Annotated in this window: 15 protein-coding genes; 4 read left to right on the forward strand and 11 right to left on the reverse strand. The window is 44.4% G+C overall.

From position 1 onward, the window contains the following. Nucleotides 1–234 precede the first annotated feature (234 nt). Entirely contained in the window at nucleotides 235–402 is a 168-nt protein-coding gene (locus L4D05_RS11870) for a hypothetical protein (protein WP_428794115.1), read from the forward strand. A 124-nt stretch (nucleotides 403–526) separates the two neighbouring features. On the opposite strand, the gene L4D05_RS11875 is transcribed toward L4D05_RS11870, so the two are convergent. Then, nucleotides 527–1,186: a pyridoxamine 5'-phosphate oxidase family protein gene (locus tag L4D05_RS11875; RefSeq protein ID WP_428794116.1), complete on the reverse strand. Its 660-nt coding sequence runs from the start codon at nucleotides 1,184–1,186 to the stop codon at nucleotides 527–529. A gap of 93 nt (nucleotides 1,187–1,279) precedes the next feature. Here L4D05_RS11875 and pdxR point away from each other — a divergent pair, with 93 nt between their 5' ends. Continuing rightward, nucleotides 1,280–2,740 (forward strand): MocR-like pyridoxine biosynthesis transcription factor PdxR, encoded by a 1,461-nt coding sequence (gene pdxR / locus L4D05_RS11880; protein ID WP_428794117.1) that lies wholly within the window; start codon nucleotides 1,280–1,282, stop codon nucleotides 2,738–2,740. On the opposite strand, the gene L4D05_RS11885 is transcribed toward pdxR, so the two are convergent. Genes L4D05_RS11885 through L4D05_RS11895 form a run of 3 tightly spaced genes read right to left on the reverse strand, consistent with a single transcriptional unit; the run spans nucleotide 2,720 to nucleotide 5,214 of the window. Further along, entirely contained in the window at nucleotides 2,720–3,256 is a 537-nt protein-coding gene (locus L4D05_RS11885) for a hydrolase (RefSeq protein ID WP_428794118.1), read from the reverse strand. The two genes, pdxR and L4D05_RS11885, sit on opposite strands and share 21 nt — an antisense overlap. An 8-nt stretch (nucleotides 3,257–3,264) precedes the next feature. Beyond that, a complete protein-coding gene (locus tag L4D05_RS11890) occupies nucleotides 3,265–4,158 on the reverse strand; it encodes a LysR family transcriptional regulator (protein WP_428794119.1) in 894 nt (297 codons plus the stop codon). Between the two features lie 45 nt (nucleotides 4,159–4,203). Next, on the reverse strand, nucleotides 4,204–5,214 hold the full coding sequence (locus L4D05_RS11895) for a linear amide C-N hydrolase (RefSeq protein WP_428794120.1): 1,011 nt from the start codon (nucleotides 5,212–5,214) through the stop codon (nucleotides 4,204–4,206). A gap of 174 nt (nucleotides 5,215–5,388) precedes the next feature. Here L4D05_RS11895 and L4D05_RS11900 point away from each other — a divergent pair, with 174 nt between their 5' ends. Then, nucleotides 5,389–5,823, forward strand: a complete 435-nt coding sequence (locus L4D05_RS11900) for an Mpo1 family 2-hydroxy fatty acid dioxygenase (protein ID WP_428794121.1) — start codon at nucleotides 5,389–5,391, stop codon at nucleotides 5,821–5,823. Nucleotides 5,824–5,914: 91 nt separating this feature from the next. On the opposite strand, the gene L4D05_RS11905 is transcribed toward L4D05_RS11900, so the two are convergent. Both L4D05_RS11905 and nhaD read right to left on the reverse strand, forming a co-directional pair. Further along, the gene (locus tag L4D05_RS11905) at nucleotides 5,915–7,477 is read right to left on the reverse strand and encodes a hypothetical protein (protein WP_428794122.1); all 1,563 of its coding nucleotides are present in this window, start codon (nucleotides 7,475–7,477) and stop codon (nucleotides 5,915–5,917) included. 274 nt (nucleotides 7,478–7,751) lie between these two features. Continuing rightward, nucleotides 7,752–9,209: a sodium:proton antiporter NhaD gene (nhaD, locus tag L4D05_RS11910; RefSeq protein ID WP_428794123.1), complete on the reverse strand. Its 1,458-nt coding sequence runs from the start codon at nucleotides 9,207–9,209 to the stop codon at nucleotides 7,752–7,754. A 169-nt stretch (nucleotides 9,210–9,378) separates the two neighbouring features. Between nhaD and L4D05_RS11915 the strand changes: the two genes are divergently transcribed. Next, nucleotides 9,379–9,942, forward strand: a complete 564-nt coding sequence (locus tag L4D05_RS11915; RefSeq protein WP_428794124.1) for an SPOR domain-containing protein — start codon at nucleotides 9,379–9,381, stop codon at nucleotides 9,940–9,942. A 42-nt stretch (nucleotides 9,943–9,984) separates the two neighbouring features. Here the strand turns inward: L4D05_RS11915 and L4D05_RS11920 are convergent, their stop codons facing one another. The 5 genes from L4D05_RS11920 to L4D05_RS11940 all read right to left on the reverse strand — a co-directional run bounded on the left by L4D05_RS11920 (nucleotide 9,985) and on the right by L4D05_RS11940 (nucleotide 15,884). Further along, on the reverse strand, nucleotides 9,985–10,851 hold the full coding sequence (locus L4D05_RS11920) for a glycerol kinase (protein WP_265676003.1): 867 nt from the start codon (nucleotides 10,849–10,851) through the stop codon (nucleotides 9,985–9,987). Nucleotides 10,852–10,858: 7 nt separating this feature from the next. Continuing rightward, a complete protein-coding gene (thiE, locus tag L4D05_RS11925; protein WP_428794125.1) occupies nucleotides 10,859–11,494 on the reverse strand; it encodes a thiamine phosphate synthase in 636 nt (211 codons plus the stop codon). Nucleotides 11,495–11,502: 8 nt separating this feature from the next. Further along, nucleotides 11,503–12,294 (reverse strand): hydroxyethylthiazole kinase, encoded by a 792-nt coding sequence (thiM, locus tag L4D05_RS11930; protein ID WP_428754462.1) that lies wholly within the window; start codon nucleotides 12,292–12,294, stop codon nucleotides 11,503–11,505. 254 nt (nucleotides 12,295–12,548) lie between these two features. Continuing rightward, entirely contained in the window at nucleotides 12,549–14,744 is a 2,196-nt protein-coding gene (locus L4D05_RS11935; protein ID WP_428794126.1) for a TonB-dependent receptor domain-containing protein, read from the reverse strand. A gap of 183 nt (nucleotides 14,745–14,927) precedes the next feature. Further along, nucleotides 14,928–15,884, reverse strand: coding sequence for an AEC family transporter (locus L4D05_RS11940; RefSeq protein ID WP_428794127.1), 957 nt, complete (start codon nucleotides 15,882–15,884; stop codon nucleotides 14,928–14,930). Nucleotides 15,885–15,935: the final 51 nt, after the last annotated feature.

Consider the following 15,935-nt stretch of genomic DNA (forward strand, 5'->3'; position numbering starts at 1 on the left):
GTTGTATCAATAGTTAGCGAATTAGGTTGCAAGCAAGTGTAACAATTTGGAGTGGACCGCATTATGAGGCATGAATGAGGGCGAAAAGTGACTTTGTTGGGGGTTCCAATGTGAACGATATCGCGGCACTAATGTTAACGTTCAAATAACCTGAACGTTAATTTAAAACAACTTGATATTTTGAACAAAGAGGGTGAGGTAGCATTCAATGAACCGTAACGCGAGGAGATGCATATGTGTAAGTTGGATGAAGGGTATGAAGATTTGATGTTTGAAATCGATGATTCAGATATAGAGATGCTGGGTTGGGATGACAAAGAATGGTGGTTCGAATTGATTGTATTCCTGCTTATTTTAGCGAGTGCCACTGCCATTGCGCTGTTCCGTGTTATCAGCGAATAAAGTGCTGGATTTAGTCGTCGAACGAACAAGCAGAAATAAAGACCGGCCCTATGCCTGTTGACTGATTTAGCTGGCGCTCCACTCATTGCTAAAATGGTCAACAGACACATCTACCTACTGGAATTTAATCGCTATGCCAGCGGCCACGATAGGCATGACTATAGTCTGGCTCATCAATCTGTGGATCTAACGCTTCACACGCTTCAAGTGGACCAATTACGGTTCGATACGGTAAAACGCCCGCCCATGCTTTGATATTCATATCTGAAGCATCATCGTTTACGCCGTGGCGACCGATTTTAACTGAAGCTTCATTCAATTCAATCGCTAATAAATCCGTGGCTGCGAGTTCTTTTTCGCTACTCAATCTCACTTCTTGTGTTCGACCAGGGGCAATATGTTCAATGAAGTGGTTTAAGATTCTATCTTTCTCATTGTTGTTTTCAATTGCCGTGAAGTTGCCAAAAACCATGACGCTACGGTAGTGAGCGCTATGGTGAAAAGCAGAGCGAGCTAATACCCAGCCGTCAAAAAGTGTAAAGGTCAAACAGGTCGCCTGGCCGGATTTTAATGTTCGCAGTAGCCGGCTATTTTTCGCGCCGTGAATGTACACATAGTTGTTCAGCCGCCACGCTAACATGGGAATGATCACGGGGCCGTGCTCATTCGTGATGGCGACATGGGCAATCAATGATTCATCAATGATATCGTACAGTGCTTGTTGCTCTAGCACGGCTTTATGACTGCCTTTTTTTATCTCAGTACGTTTAGTTTGTGACAACATCTAATTTCGCTCCCTAATCAATGTGATACCGTAAAAGTAATGAATATCTGGTACTGTTAAGAGTGCCAATTGATAAATAACTGTGGATCCAAAATGGCTGACATCGATACGGCGAACCTAGTTTTAGTGAATGAAGGGCATACACTTCAACAAGCACTATTTGAGCAGATTAGAGAAAGAATTTTGTGTGGTTCATGGCTGGCGGGAGCACGGTTACCTTCAACGCGAGCGTTGGCTTCGGAATTAAAAGTGAGCCGGAATACCGTCATACATACTTATGAACAGCTTCTGGCTGAAGGCTATTTGGTATCGAAAGCTAAGTCTGGCTTTTTTGTTGCGGTGACGCCACCGGATCAGTTTTTGACTACGGTCTCGCCTATCTCACAAACGCCTCAAGGGACGAATAATTCACCAAGTAATCGTTTGTTTTCACCGGGTATCGCTGATCTTGCGCAGTTTCCAGTTAAGCAATGGAACCGATATTTGCAGCGTCATGTCGGACGGTCTTCGTTATTGGGGAATCAGGATTTACAAGGGCTATTAGTGCTAAGAGAAGCTCTAGCGACTTACTTAACCAGTAGTCGCTCTGTTGAGTGTTGTGCCGACCAAATCATTGTCACTTCGGGTGCCCAGCAATCTATCGCCATTGCGTTGCTGGTGACACAATCTTCAAATGCTATCGCGCCTTTTTTAGTTGAATGCCCTGGATACAGACAAGTGGTCAAAGTGCTGGAATTGTTCAATATTAAGCATGATTATGTGAAAGTGTCTGGTGGTTCGGGGCTTGATGTAGACTCCGTTGTATCTCGTTCGGCAACTGGGGTTTATTTGACGCCGAGTAATCAATATCCGATGGGGTGTTCACTCAATACCGACCAGAGACTGCAGCTCATAGAGTGGGCGAAACGTGGTAAACGGTGGATCATTGAAGATGATTACGACAGTGAGTTCCAATTTGACAGTCGTCCTTTTCGAAGTATGCAAGGGTTGGCGGCTCAAGCAAACGCGGCTGACCAAGTCATCTATATCGGTTCGACCAGCAAAGTCATGTTCAATGCGTTGCGAATTGGTTACATGGTGGTACCAAAACATTTGCTGGCGAGATGCCTAGAAATTAAAGATGCACTGTCGGGTGATACGCCATCTCACGTTCAAGCTGCGTTGGCTGATTTCATTACTGAGGGCGGATTAGTTCGGCATATTCGTAAAATGCGTCGTGTGTATGAAGCTAAGTTTCAGGTAATGAAAGCATCGATTCAACAATATTTCGGCAGGAATTGGGTAGTGATATCTCAAGGCGCTGGGCTGCATATTACTGTCGAATGGCGTTCAAATGTAGATGAGGTGTTACTGTCAACCCAAGCGGAGCAGGTAGGAATCGTGGTTCGGCCAATGCGTTTTTATCAGCCCGCACAAAACAAGATCATGCTGTCACGAGAGCCGCGTAACAGTGCGATTGTGCTTGGATTTGGCAATGCTTCGATGGATGACATTGCCCCAAGCGTGGAACGGCTATCAAAATTGTATTATGACTTACTTGATGAGCTTGAGTAAGGCTCTAAATTGTTCACCTTCTGCCGACTTTTGAAGTTCAAAAAGTGCCATTTCGGTGGAGGTCAATATCGCGCCAGCTTGCGCTAACCGCTGAATAGCGAGGGCTTTGTTTTCTGGCGTGCGTGAGGAGATGGCATCCGTGACAAGGTGGACGTTAAACCCTTGAGACATTAGATCCATTGCGCTTTGATACACACAAATGTGTGCTTCAATGCCTACAAGTAGAATGTGTTTTTTCGTTGGGTCGATTGCACGGCGAACAGCGGTACTTCCCCAAGCGCTGAAGCTGGTTTTGGCGATGGGCTTTCTGTCGGGGAGTTCTTGGCTTATCTCGTTGATTGTTCCTCCTAATTTATCCGGAATCTGCTCTACCCACACAATTGGCAGATCCATAAGCAGAGCGGCTTTGGTCATGGTATTTAAATGACTAAAGAGGGCGTCCTTATCGTGCATGATTTGAGCAAGTTTGCCTTGTACATCGATGATCATTAATTGTGTGTGGTTTTGCTCTAACATGCGTACCTCTATTCTTTGTTGTCTCGATCCAATATGGCTTCAATTAGCCAATGTCCAGCTTGACCTAGTCCACTTCGCCAAGACATCTCGACAGGCCAAACCATCGCATTATCATAACGCCCGACATCCAGTTTTTTAACTAGACCAAGGTCTAGGTAAGGTTTAGCTAGCTGTTCTGGGTATAACGTAAAACCGACCCCAAGCATGAGCAGATCATGCAGCTGGTAACTGCTTTGGTAGCGAATTATTTTAGGGCTGAATCGTAATGATTCAACCAACTCGGTAGTGGCGATCTCCCCTTCATTGGTGAGGATCTGTGTATATTGTTCTAAATCTTGTGGTGTCACCTCTCCTTTTAGCGCAGCAAGAGGGTGGTTCGGCGAGACTAAAAAGCACCATTCGATAGCATCGACAACGGCGTTATCGGTGCCTCTTATTGGATGAAGTTGAGCCGGTGCGATCATGATATCTGCGCCAGGCGTTTCTGAATCCGGTGCTAAACCTTCGGTTTCAGCATCGACGAGCTTTAAATCAACATCAGGAAATCGCTCTAGCATTTGAGAGATGATTTCCACAAAGCTAGGATAAAGCGTCATACTGTGAGTAGCGATGGTCAGCTGAGTTTCTTCACCTCGCTGTAGTGAGCGCGCTTTTTGTTCAATTGCAGTTAGTCGGGGAATAATATCGAGTGCTTGGAAGTACAGGGAGCGACCTGCGGTCGTCAAAGATGGGCTTTTCCCTGCAACTCGTTCAAAAAGTACAACGCCTAGGTCTAGCTCCATAGATTGGACGGCTTGATTGACAGCTGAAGCGCTAACGCCCAGCTCTCGCGCGGCTGCAGAGAAGGAGCCGAGCTCTGCAATCATTACCAAATATTGTAGCCGTTCAGTCGTTAATAGCATGATAATCCTAGGCGAAAGTAAGAGGTTAAAGTTTACACTGTAAACCTATTTCTTTAATTTTGCTTTAGGGTGTGCACCCAGAATGACTTCTTTTGGTTGTTCATTATTGAACATATCAAAGTTATAGCGTTCAATTTGCCAAGTATCATAGCGGTCAAGAACGATCTCTTTAGCATTTTGATCCGTGTAGATAGTCCAAAGTGTTGGAAAAACATCGTTAGCATAGGGGTCAAGCTGACTGTAGCCAGCAAAAACCGAGGCGCCTGCCGCCTTCATGCTATTTAAGGCTTGTGTGTTATCTGAGACATCTCGAGCGTACATATCGTCTAATATCGCTTTTGCTCTAAGGCGACGATCGTAGGCGCGAATGGTTGATCCTGCTTCGGTTTGTTCTTTGTCTAAATTGCGATGAAATGAGAATTCAGGGTCGTTCGAAAGGTATTGGGCACTGGGTGCTGTATTCACGTCACCATGATAAATTTTCGTTTCCCCCGCGACAAACTCGATGACAGCGCTGTCACCATTAGCATCGGTTAAGTGATAATGAACCGGGGCAGGGAGACATTCGCCTTCATGAGTGGGTAAATCACACACGGCATCTTGAATAACATCAATATTTGGCAGGTCAAGAATCACTTCCTCTACGGACGCAAAATTATCGACGGCGTAGCTTGGGAACTTTGACGCTGCAACATCAGGAACGCCAGCTCGTTCTGGGGCCATCTGTGTGTAATCAAGTCCAAGATATAGAATTCTTGCAACCAAGCCATGCTCGTTCATTGCTTCAGCGACAATTTGAGGCGCAAAAGACTTAATTTTTAGTGCGGCATATTTTGATTTGCTGGTTACGCCTTCATCAGTATCGGCATAGCGAACTTCAATGCCGCTGCCAGTTCCTACGACAACAGCATCGTCATGCCCAAACCAATCCATAGTGCGTACTGAAAGACTAGCGTCTCCGTGATTGTATATTGCCGAGGTACAAGCTTGGCTGGTGGCGACAATGCCTGCAGATAATGTAGCAGTGACTGCTAGTGTTAATGCGATTTTTTTCATATGAACCTCGTAAATGTTTGTTTAGGTCGCTTACTTTGTGAGGCCATAATAAGTGGTCATTGTTATCAGGTTAAATTACCACCTGTAAGTTTAGCTAATAGGGTCCGAATTGGCACTGTAAGAAATTATGTTCTAGAGTAATAATTCCATAAAAACGAAGACCCAAGGAAGAGTATGAAATCGTTACAACAATGGTTGGATGCTTACGGAGAAAGTCACCAGAACAAAATGAATCGAAAAATCCATAAGGTGGCGGTGCCGGGGATCTATTTATCAATCGTAGGGATTATTTGGTCCTTGCCTGCCTTGTCTTTAGGAGAGGTACAAATTAACTGGATATGGCCAGTGATGATGCCAGTGATGATGTTTTATGCCTGTTTGTCTAAGCAAGTGTTGGTGCAGATGTTGGTTTTTACCTTAGCATGTTTAGCGGTCATATCGTTTTTGGCCTTGTACAGTGCTCCGGTTTTTTCTTTGTCGGTTGGCTTATTTATCGCATTATGGGTTATGCAGTTTTTAGGGCACCATATTGAAGGTAAAAAGCCCTCGTTTTTTGATGATATTCAGTTTTTGCTTATTGGGCCTATTTGGGTATTTCGCCAAAAGTAAGGCTGGGCATCAGATTTGGCAGTAAATGTTTAACCAGAGTCGTCAATGAACCAAGTTGGCCTCGCTGATATCGAGGCCAAAACTTTAACGATTACTGAACCAAGGTGTCATGGTAATCCAGCAACGAATTCCCGCTAGTTTGTACCGAAAGATAGCTAGGTTGGTTAAAACCTGAATTATCGCCTTGCCAAGCAAGGCGCCCTAATACCGACGTTAATTGTTCGCCAGAATCAATGGGATCAAGGTAAGACAGCAAAGGTTCGGCTGACAGGTTCTGGCATTGAATCGTACTGTTGTTGTTTCCTAAATCGTTGAGGGTACAGTCAATGCCGTCAATTGGGTGCCATTGCCACAAGCGAGCGGGCGTTGCGAGTTGTACCGTGATCGAAAATGGTTCAAGAGAGGCAGCATAATAGGGTGAAACGACGCCTTCTAGTTGAACTTTACCCTGCATGGAGTCCCACCAAGTTAACGTCACGTGAGCGGTCGGTATATCGTCAACATTACTAGGGTCTGAAAAACCGAGAAATTCACTAAGGTTTGAGAACTGGTCGTTATCTAAATCCTCAGCACTGTCATCAATCAGAGGGTTGAGACCGAAAAATGCTTCGTAGCCATCCCACAGCTTGTCACCATCTTGATCACTAAAGTTAATCAATTTCGGATTGCTGAGTATCCAAGATGGCATTATTTTGTCAAAAGAGAGCGTATTATCGCTATTATTTTTGATAACAATATGACTGGTCATTTCAAATTGATCTGGCATATCAGCGTTGGACTCTGTCTCATGATATTGCGCGGTGAGCAGCATAATATTATCGATAGCCGTAAATTGTAAAGTCCCTCCAGCGAGCACGAGTGGGGTCCCTAACACGTTTGGTAAATTTGAGTCTTGTTGAAAATACTTTAAATCTTTCGAAGAAATATCAATGTATCCAGTGTCAGACAAAAAGATCTTACCAGAGTGGTTCATATAATTGGTGAAGAAAATATTACTTGAATCAGGACAATATGCCGAACTCTTAACATCAACCAATATGGATTCTTCGTCGGTATTCGTATTAACGCTGATATTACTTTCTTTGGTATGCTGACAAGAACCTAAATTGTTCTCCTTGATGGTGCCATCAATTTGAGTATAACGACCATCAGGTTGGGTGATTTTAAAGTTGGCGTATGAGGTGCTCATGGTTACTGGTTGCATGAGCTGTATATTGGATTCATACACATTGATTTGTAATGTGCCATCGAGGATAACACCGCTCCCATCAAGGTCGCATTGTTGATAGTGTTGAATGTGATAACCCGTTTGAGTGAGAGAGTTAATATGCGTCGTAGTTGTACCTGTGCCAGTGGCACAGTTAAGTGCTTGGTCTACTTGATTTAAAGGGGCTATAGCACGTTGCGAAGCATAGGTGGTGACATTAGGTGTCCATGATGAATTGTTGAAAAGTAATGTATTACTGAGCGTAGCAGACAGTTTTTCCGGTGTGATTTTTTTGGCCTGATCCATATTACCTTGGTAGATTGGCACTGTGTTTAAGGATGGAAAACTTTGGCTGTTACTTGTGCTTGCATCATTGCTTCCTCCACCACCACAGGCGGTAAGTACGCTCACTGCTATTGACGCGAAAATATAAATGTTAATATTCATTCTTGTATCCAATATTGATATATAAGTTTTTAAATTTGAAAGGACTAATAAAATTAACGCTATTAATAGCCGTTTCAGATCGCAAAGGGGGAGTTACACCTACTCTATATTGGTAGGTTTATAGGTTTATAGGTTTATAGGAAAGAAATGTTATATTAAGGAAGGGTATACAGAACGTGATTATATTCGCGTTTATAAAATAGTGTGTAAATTAATATTCTGATGATTCATAAATAAAAGCGAGAACGATTTTCATCGTTCTCGCCCTGTTCTGTTAGAATAAATGGCCATTTAAACTAAGGTGGAGCAAGATACTTGCCGCATAACCAAGTGCAATAACTGGCGCCCATTTTAAATGACCAAAGAAGGTATATTTTCCATGAGCTGCGCCCATTAAGGCAACCCCAGCCGCTGAACCAATAGAGAGTAAACTGCCGCCAACCCCAGCGGTTAAGGTGACCAACAACCAGTTGCCCATTGAAAGCTCTGGGCTCATTGTCAGTACGGCAAACATAACAGGGATGTTGTCGACAATGGCTGAAAGTATACCTACCATGACGTTGGCCCAGATAGGATCCCATTGGGTGTACATGATTTCAGAAACCACGCCTAGATAACCGAGTAAGCTCAATCCACCAACACACATCACCACGCCATAGAAAAATAGCAAGGTATCCCACTCGGCGTGGGATACTCGACGAAATACATCAAAAGGCACAATTGAACCTAAGCGCTTGAGTGCCATTTCATCATTATTGGCAATGGCCATCGCTTTCTTTTTAGCAATAGAGCGGGGCAGAGTTCGGCGTAGGAAAAAACCAAAAAACTGTAAATAGGCGAGTCCCATCATCATTCCCATGACTGGTGGGAAATGCAGTACAGCATGGAATGCGACAGCGGTTGCGATGGTGAGAATAAACAGGCCAACAATTCTTAGTGAACCACGTTTTAGTTCGATATGTTCGTGAACAGCATCGGGTTGTGTCTTGGGGACAAAGAAAGACATAATAATTGCGGGGATAAGATAGTTTACGACAGAAGGTAGAAAGAGTGGCATAAACTCAGAAAATGAGACATGTCCTGCCTGCCACACCATTAACGTGGTTATATCGCCAAATGGGCTAAACGCTCCGCCAGCGTTGGCGGCGATAACAATGTTAATACAAGCAATGTTGACAAACTTTAGATTACTTCCGCCCACTTTAAGGACGACGGCGCACATCAACAGAGCGGTTGTTAAGTTATCGGCAATAGGGGAGATAAAAAAAGATAGGATGCCGGTTAACCAAAACAACGTTCGAAAATTGAATCCTTTTCCCACCATCCAAGACTGAAGGGCATCGAACAATCGCCTTTCTTCCATTGCCGATATGTAAGTCATGGCAACCAATAGGAATAATAGCAGCTCTGCGTATTCAAGCAGGTTGTGCTCTAAGGCCGCTTTCGCGACTTCGACTTGATCGAACTCTTTGTAAACGAATCCGATGATGATCCATATAAGACCTGCGGCGAGCAAGACGGGTTTGGATTTTCGTAGTTGCAGGTATTCCTCCATCATCACTAAGGTATAAGCGAGCCCAAAAATAATCAGGGCGGCATAGCCGACGGTCGATTGGGTTAGGTTTAGGGGCTCAGTGGAGGTGATAGTGGAAGCAAGGGCGGAGGTAGAAAAAAGAGTGGTGGCAACTAAAAAGAGTAGAAAACAAAAGGGCCGTTGACGCGTCTTAATCATGTTTTGATCCTTCAAAAGCAAATAAAATCAGTCATTAACATTAACTACACGATATTTTAAAATGAAATCAACAAAATCGTTGTGAGCTAACTCTTATCTAAAGAAAACGCTGTTCATTTTTTGACAACCTTCTTTTCTCATCTAGTCTCTTAAAGAATAAGGAGAGAATATGTCACCTAAAGTATTGATACTGCTTCTATTATTGTTTATTACCAATACAGTTAGCGCAGGCGCTAAGGATTGCTATGTTGTCAGAAATGCGGACGAATCCGGTCAATCTACTGCTGTTCCTACGCTAAATGCTGAGTGCCCAATTGGGAAGGGGAGTTGGGGAGTTGCAGAGATACAACCCAAGCCGCAGACATATTGGGTCCAGTGTGGTTTCTTTCGCTCTTCTATTAGCGTAGACAAGTGGAAGCTCCTACAGCAGCGATTAGGTGATCGAGTGTGGGTTAAACCGGAGAAGGAAGGTTCACGCTGTTTAATTGGACCATACGATAGTTATCGCCAAGCCAAGGTGGGGCAATCTGCATTGCAGGCTTTACCTGATTACAAAGATGCATTTCTGCGAGCCTTACCTCAAGATATTAGTGTTAAAACGGTGCGCTCCACCAAACGACAATCGTCTGATAGAAAATACGAGATTCCGCCAGCGAATGCAAAGTGGCAAGTGACCACCCCTTATATGATCGCTGGTGAGCATGCTCGGCAAGATTGCTTGTGCTTTTTTTAAATAATAGTGATGCAATGTAGTATTGGGATGGACACCATTACACTAGTAAGCACGGATCCCAAACGGTCTAAGCTTTAGCGGTAGTATTGTATCGAGCTGCTCTAACTCTTCAGGGAAAATTTCAATGAGATCAAACTCATGGTCGTGATAGAGCTGGCGAGTTTTTTCAATCGTCTTAGTATCGACAGGGCCGTTATCGGTGCCCCAAAACTGAATGTAAACTTTGCCCTGTGGTAGGTAAAAGTCGCTAATTACATCGGTGTCGATCGGAAGTTGGCGCTGATAGGCGTGTAGAACGCTGCCCATATAAAGCCAATTATCAATGATGAGTTCGCCTTTGGATTGGACATAATGGCCATCTAAGGTCCGGTGTTTGGCTGAGAACTTTTGTTTAAACCGAGAAAAAGAACGGTCGGTTGATTGATTATCTGCGTCGCTGCCTTTGAATTCCCCCACCGATTGCTTCAGCCGCTTATTGCGAAGCAGACTAGGGTGCCAAAGGACAAATGTGGCATCTTTCACCGAGTCGATACGCTGAAATGCGCCCGCTCTTAATCCGCTTTGTGTTACCAGCCATTGCTGCCCTTCTCGCTTAATCCAACCTAATTCGCTTAGCAGCAAGTTAATTTTTTTGGCTGGCATTGAAAAGTACTCGCCAATTTGAGTCGCGCTTAAGTGGGCGTCTGAAATGAGAGTGTCATCAATAATGAGGTTTGTTGGCCAGACAATAAAACGACCGTATTTTTCACTCTCTCTGTACTCTCCACCAAAGCGAAAGCCAATGTCAGTAAGTAGCCACTTCGACTCATGCCAAGAGAGGTAGCCCGCTTGCTTTAAGGTTGTGAATAGATCTTTGGCAACCATGTCTCGGTGTTTCGCTAATGCGGATGTGGAGAGTTTATCGTTCATTGTGATCCTAGAGTTGTGGTGGATGAGCCAATAACCGTGTTAACTCACGGGCAGCTTGTTGCGGAGAGCTTGCATGGCTAATGGCAGACACCAGAGCAATACCATGAACGCCAGTTTGGGCGATGGCAGAGATGTTCGTCTTGTTAATACCACCAATGGCGACAATCGGTAACGTCGTTTGGTTGAGGGCATTTTCGAGGCCAACTAGTCCCCATTGTTTTTTGATATTACTTTTGGTCTCGGTCGCAAAGATTGCGCTTAATCCAATATAATCAATCGGCAGGTTGTTAGCTTGTTTAAGTTGTTGCTCATTTTCAATAGACAACCCGAGTAGCTTGTTTGGTCCGAGTAACTGACGTGCGAGTTCAACTGGCATATCGGACTGCCCCAAGTGAACCCCATCGGCATCAATCGCTAACGCGACATCAACGCGGTCGTTAATGATTAAAGGCACGTTCGTGCCTTCTAACACTTGCTTTATCGCCGCCGCCTTGTTGATAAAGGCGCGTATATCATGATGCTTTTCTCGTACTTGCACCATGGTTACGCCACCTTGAATCGCTTGTTCAACAACCTTGAGCAGAGTTTGAAGATCCTGCTGCTCATCAGTGACGAGGTAGAGACTATAGGGATTTAGCGGCATGTTTATTCCTAGATCTCGTTGATGCTTAATCGTTCAGAAAGTGTCTTGGCATCAAGTTGATACAAGGCATCGAGTAAATTGAGTTGCAGTGAACCTGGACCATTTGATTGCTCGGCTGCGATCTCGCCTGCCACACCAAATACGGCGGCAGCGGCAGCACCAGTGTTATCACCGACTGCAGCAAAAGCGCCTGTTACAGCAGAGAGTGAACAACCCATAGCAGTCACGTAAGGCATCATTTCATGGCCATTGTTCAAAGCGATGGTGGAATTAGGGCTAACGATGTAATCCGTTTTGCCTGAAATCACCACGCTACATTGGTATGCATCCACTAGGGATTTAGCGGCGTTAAGTGCAGCCTCACTACTATCCAATGCGTCAACACCTTTGTTGTGACCTTGCTCACCCGCCATGGCAATGATTTCTGACGCATTGCCGCGAATGATGAGGTGTTTTGCTGCTTCTGCAAGTTGACGGGCTGTGGATGTTCTTAACTGGCTTGCCCCGCAGCCAACCGGGTCGAGGACAACCGTTTTGTCGTGTAAATTGGCCTGTTCGACAGCGAAAAACATCCCCGGTCGCCATACACTATCGATAGTGCCTATATTGATGACCAGTGCGCCAGCAAACGCCATCATCTCAGCCATCTCTTGTTTAGAATGCGCCATGATAGGAGAAGCACCGACAGCAAGAAGTGCATTGGCAGTGTTGTTCATAGCAACGAAATTAGTAATGTTAACCACAAGCGGTTTATTTTCACGCACTTGCTGTAGGTACTCGACAATTTTGCTTTTGTTCATTATTCGTCATTTTTTATGGTATGAGGTGGCAAGTATTCTAGCAGAGTGCGGTTGGTTTGCTATGCAATTTAGTTGAGTGGCGGTATGGCATTCAGGTCGACGGACGACAACCTAGTCAATGTTGAGTGGGCGATTAATGTGAGAGCTTGGTCAATAGGTGAGATGTCTGTTGTTGTGCTTAGGTGGCTTGTCTAACAGGCAGGAAAGGGGGGGAACCTTCACACGCGATCGGCAATGTGAAGGTTGGTGAGCGTCTAAAAATCGTAGGTCATACTCAATCTAACTTCTCTTCCGGGCCCAGGTACACCATTGGAAAGGTAGGGCTGATAATAAACATCGGCAATGTTCTTGACCGTTGCTCTTAGCATCAGATCTTTCATCGTTTGTGGCTGCCAACTCACGTAGATGTCTTGTAACGTGTACTGGTCACTGGCCTGAGGGAAGTAGATCGAATCTTCTACTTTAGTTTGCGCGTCATACCAGCGTAGTTTGTAACCTGTTGTGAATCCATTGAGCCATCGGTATCCAAGACCGGCTTTTATACTCAATGGTGGGAGTCCATACATGTATTGGTCATCGCCGCTGGAGTCGACAATGGATCCATTATGTTTTCCTTCTATATAGCTCGCTGACAAATCGCTATAAAAACCAGCGAGTCGATATTGTACTTGAACATCAACACCATAGTTCCGATAACCGTCTAAGTTTACTTTCCAGCTCTGTAGGGTATTACGATCGTCCACTAAATTCTGTTTTACACGATTCATAACGTCGTTACTGACATTATTGTAAAATCCAGTCACTTCAGTCGATACACTATCATTATCATTAAATAGTCCAGAAAGATTGTTGATAATGCTGGCTCGATACGCGTGAATTCGCTGAGCTTCAAGGTCACGAGAGCTTGCAGAGGCTTTCGCCCTTGCATATTGAACAGAATATATATTGTCTATCGTCGGCGCTTTCATTTGGTAGGCGTAAGCGAGGTTAAGCAGTGTGTTGACGGTTAGATCGTAGTCCAGTTGTATCCTAGGACTGAATCCAGAGTGTGTCACTTCACTAAAATCATGTCCTGCAGCGGGGTCGTTATAGTCGGGAGCCAAATTGGCTTTGCCTTTGGATACGATGTAGTCATAGCGAATTGACGGTGAAAGTCTTAGATGGTCAGTGACGGTTATATGGTCTGAAACATAAGCAGAATAGGTGGTTTGAGCGCCCGACGGGTCATAGTAAGGAGTGAAAATACCATAATTTTTGGCGGGCTTGTTGTAGGTTTTGGTCGCGTTATGCACGAGCGTATCCCGCTCATTTTTCTCGTATTGGATGCCCATGGTCAGAGTGTGACGACCTAATGTCATTTCATTATTGATATCGATATAGTCTCGTTGATATGACGCCCATGACTCATGTCCATAGGCACCAATAGAGACGAACATTTTTTTCCATGCAACATCAGGTCTTCGCCAGTGACGTTCATTGTTAGACCGTGCAGCGACCGCATTGAGGTTCACCAGTTTTGAATTAGGGTTGTATTGATAGCGTAGAGAAGTGGTACTGTCTTCATACTCGTTCTGTACGGTGTAAGCATATTTAGCGGCTTCAAGGGAGCCATATTTCTTGATATTCCAGTCGCTAATTTTAGCAAACTCACCTCTGCGATTCGCCCAAGGTTTACGACCGTTGTCTGTGTATCTAGTATGGCTTAACTCAATAAGGTGCTGATTCGTTTCGTAGCCAAGTTTCATCAGGCTGTTGTTTTGCGTATAACCAGAATATTCCAATGCATCGCCGCCAGCGATTCGAATGTCGTTGGAGTCTTTCCACGTCCCAGATGCTAAGAAATACAGTCCTGAATTTGTTTTCCCAAACGCGGTCAAACCGACATGTTTTTGGTCGTCGTTGTCGTTGTATCCAACATGTGTTCTCACACCAATATTTCGATTGGGTTTTAGTAACTCATCGACGGATTTGGTGCGGATACGAATGGTACCACCGAACTTTCCGCCTGATTGGTAATCATGAGCACCCTTAACAATCTCTGCATCACCGATGAGGTACGGGTCGAAAAAGAACGTACCATAGCGATATTGTTGAAAGCCTATTGGTGCGCCATCAACATACATGCCAATATCACTCGGATCAGAAAACCCCCAAATATTAATTTTCTCTCCGCCAGATCTTGCTCCACCGTCAAAACTTGCGCCGGGTATATCCTCAAACAGCTCAACAAGATTGGTTGGTTGCTCAATTTCGATTTGCTCCCGAGCAATGAGAGATTCTCCCGGCTTATCTATGGTTATTGGGCGGCTATAATTGGTGCCATAGACCTGCATGACTTCTGTTGCAGTCTTGGTGTCATTTGAGGAGTGGCTGGGTGATTCTTGAGCAAGTAATGGAACTGAAAAAATGGAAGTAGCAAGTAAAATGAAGTGGTTAAATGTAGCATTCATTATTGTAATATTTATCGTATTGAATAGAGGGGCAAATAGTACTGCTCATAACCCAATAGATCAAAATGATAATCATTATCATTACATTTTTTATACTCTCCATGACATTCTGTGACATTTGTTTGGGCTCAAAGAAGGTCAGTTAGACGTAATAAGAGCGATTGATGGTATGCAGTGCGAGTGTTAAAGCAGATCGAACGACGATAAAATTACAATACCTAACGTACATGTGATGGCCGATAACACAGTTGTGAAGGCAATGATATTAGCGGCGAGTGCAGAATTACTCCCCATTGCTCGTGCCATGACATAGCTAGCGGCAGCAACAGGAGACGCGTTCATGAAGAATATAATCCCCATTTCGATGCCCTTAAAGCCCATTAGATAGGCGGCAAGGGTAATGCTGATTGGTGCCAATAGAAGCTTATAACCGGTCGCAAACCACGACGCAGCTTGTTCATTTTTCATTGAGTTAAGGTTTAGCGATCCCCCTGTACACAGTAGAGCCAATGGTAATGTCATGCGGGCGAAGTAGTTTCCGGCATCCACTGCTATCTCGGGCACTGGTATGGAGAGGCTATAGAATACGATGCCAAATACAATGGCGATGATGAGCGGGTTTTTGGTGAGTGTTCTAAGCATGACTTTTCCCGCTTTTGTCCCAGATGCTTCTGAGCGAGGTGTCAGGCAGATAACGGCTTGGACGTTATATAGAAATGTTGTGGCGGCAACATACAGCGCGGCGAGAGCAACCCCTTGGTCACCGTAGGCATTTGCCACATAGGCTAGCCCAATAATAGCGGTGTTAGAGCGAAATCCACCTTGAATAATCACGCCTTTGTCAGGTGAGTTTCGAAACCAATAATTAACAGAGAGTGTGGTAAAAACAAAAAACAAGATGCTGGCAATGAGCCCAAAGCCAACAAATTGGCTAGCGGCAGAAAAGTCATGCTTAGCGGTCACTATGCTTAGAAATAGCATGGCAGGCAGTGTGACTTGAAAAACCAGCTTTGAAGCCACATCGATAAAATTTTCGTTGATCAAACCAATGCGTTTGAAGATGACACCAAGAATAAGCATCAAACAAATTGGACCGGTTATTGATAAGGAAAAATGCAGCTGCTCCATAAGAACATTCATAACTCAATCCATGTTTGCTAGGGGACGTCGATGCGGCTATTTTAAGCGGCT

Source organism: Vibrio nomapromontoriensis (assembly GCF_050337205.1).
GTDB classification, from domain to species: domain Bacteria; phylum Pseudomonadota; class Gammaproteobacteria; order Enterobacterales; family Vibrionaceae; genus Vibrio; species Vibrio nomapromontoriensis.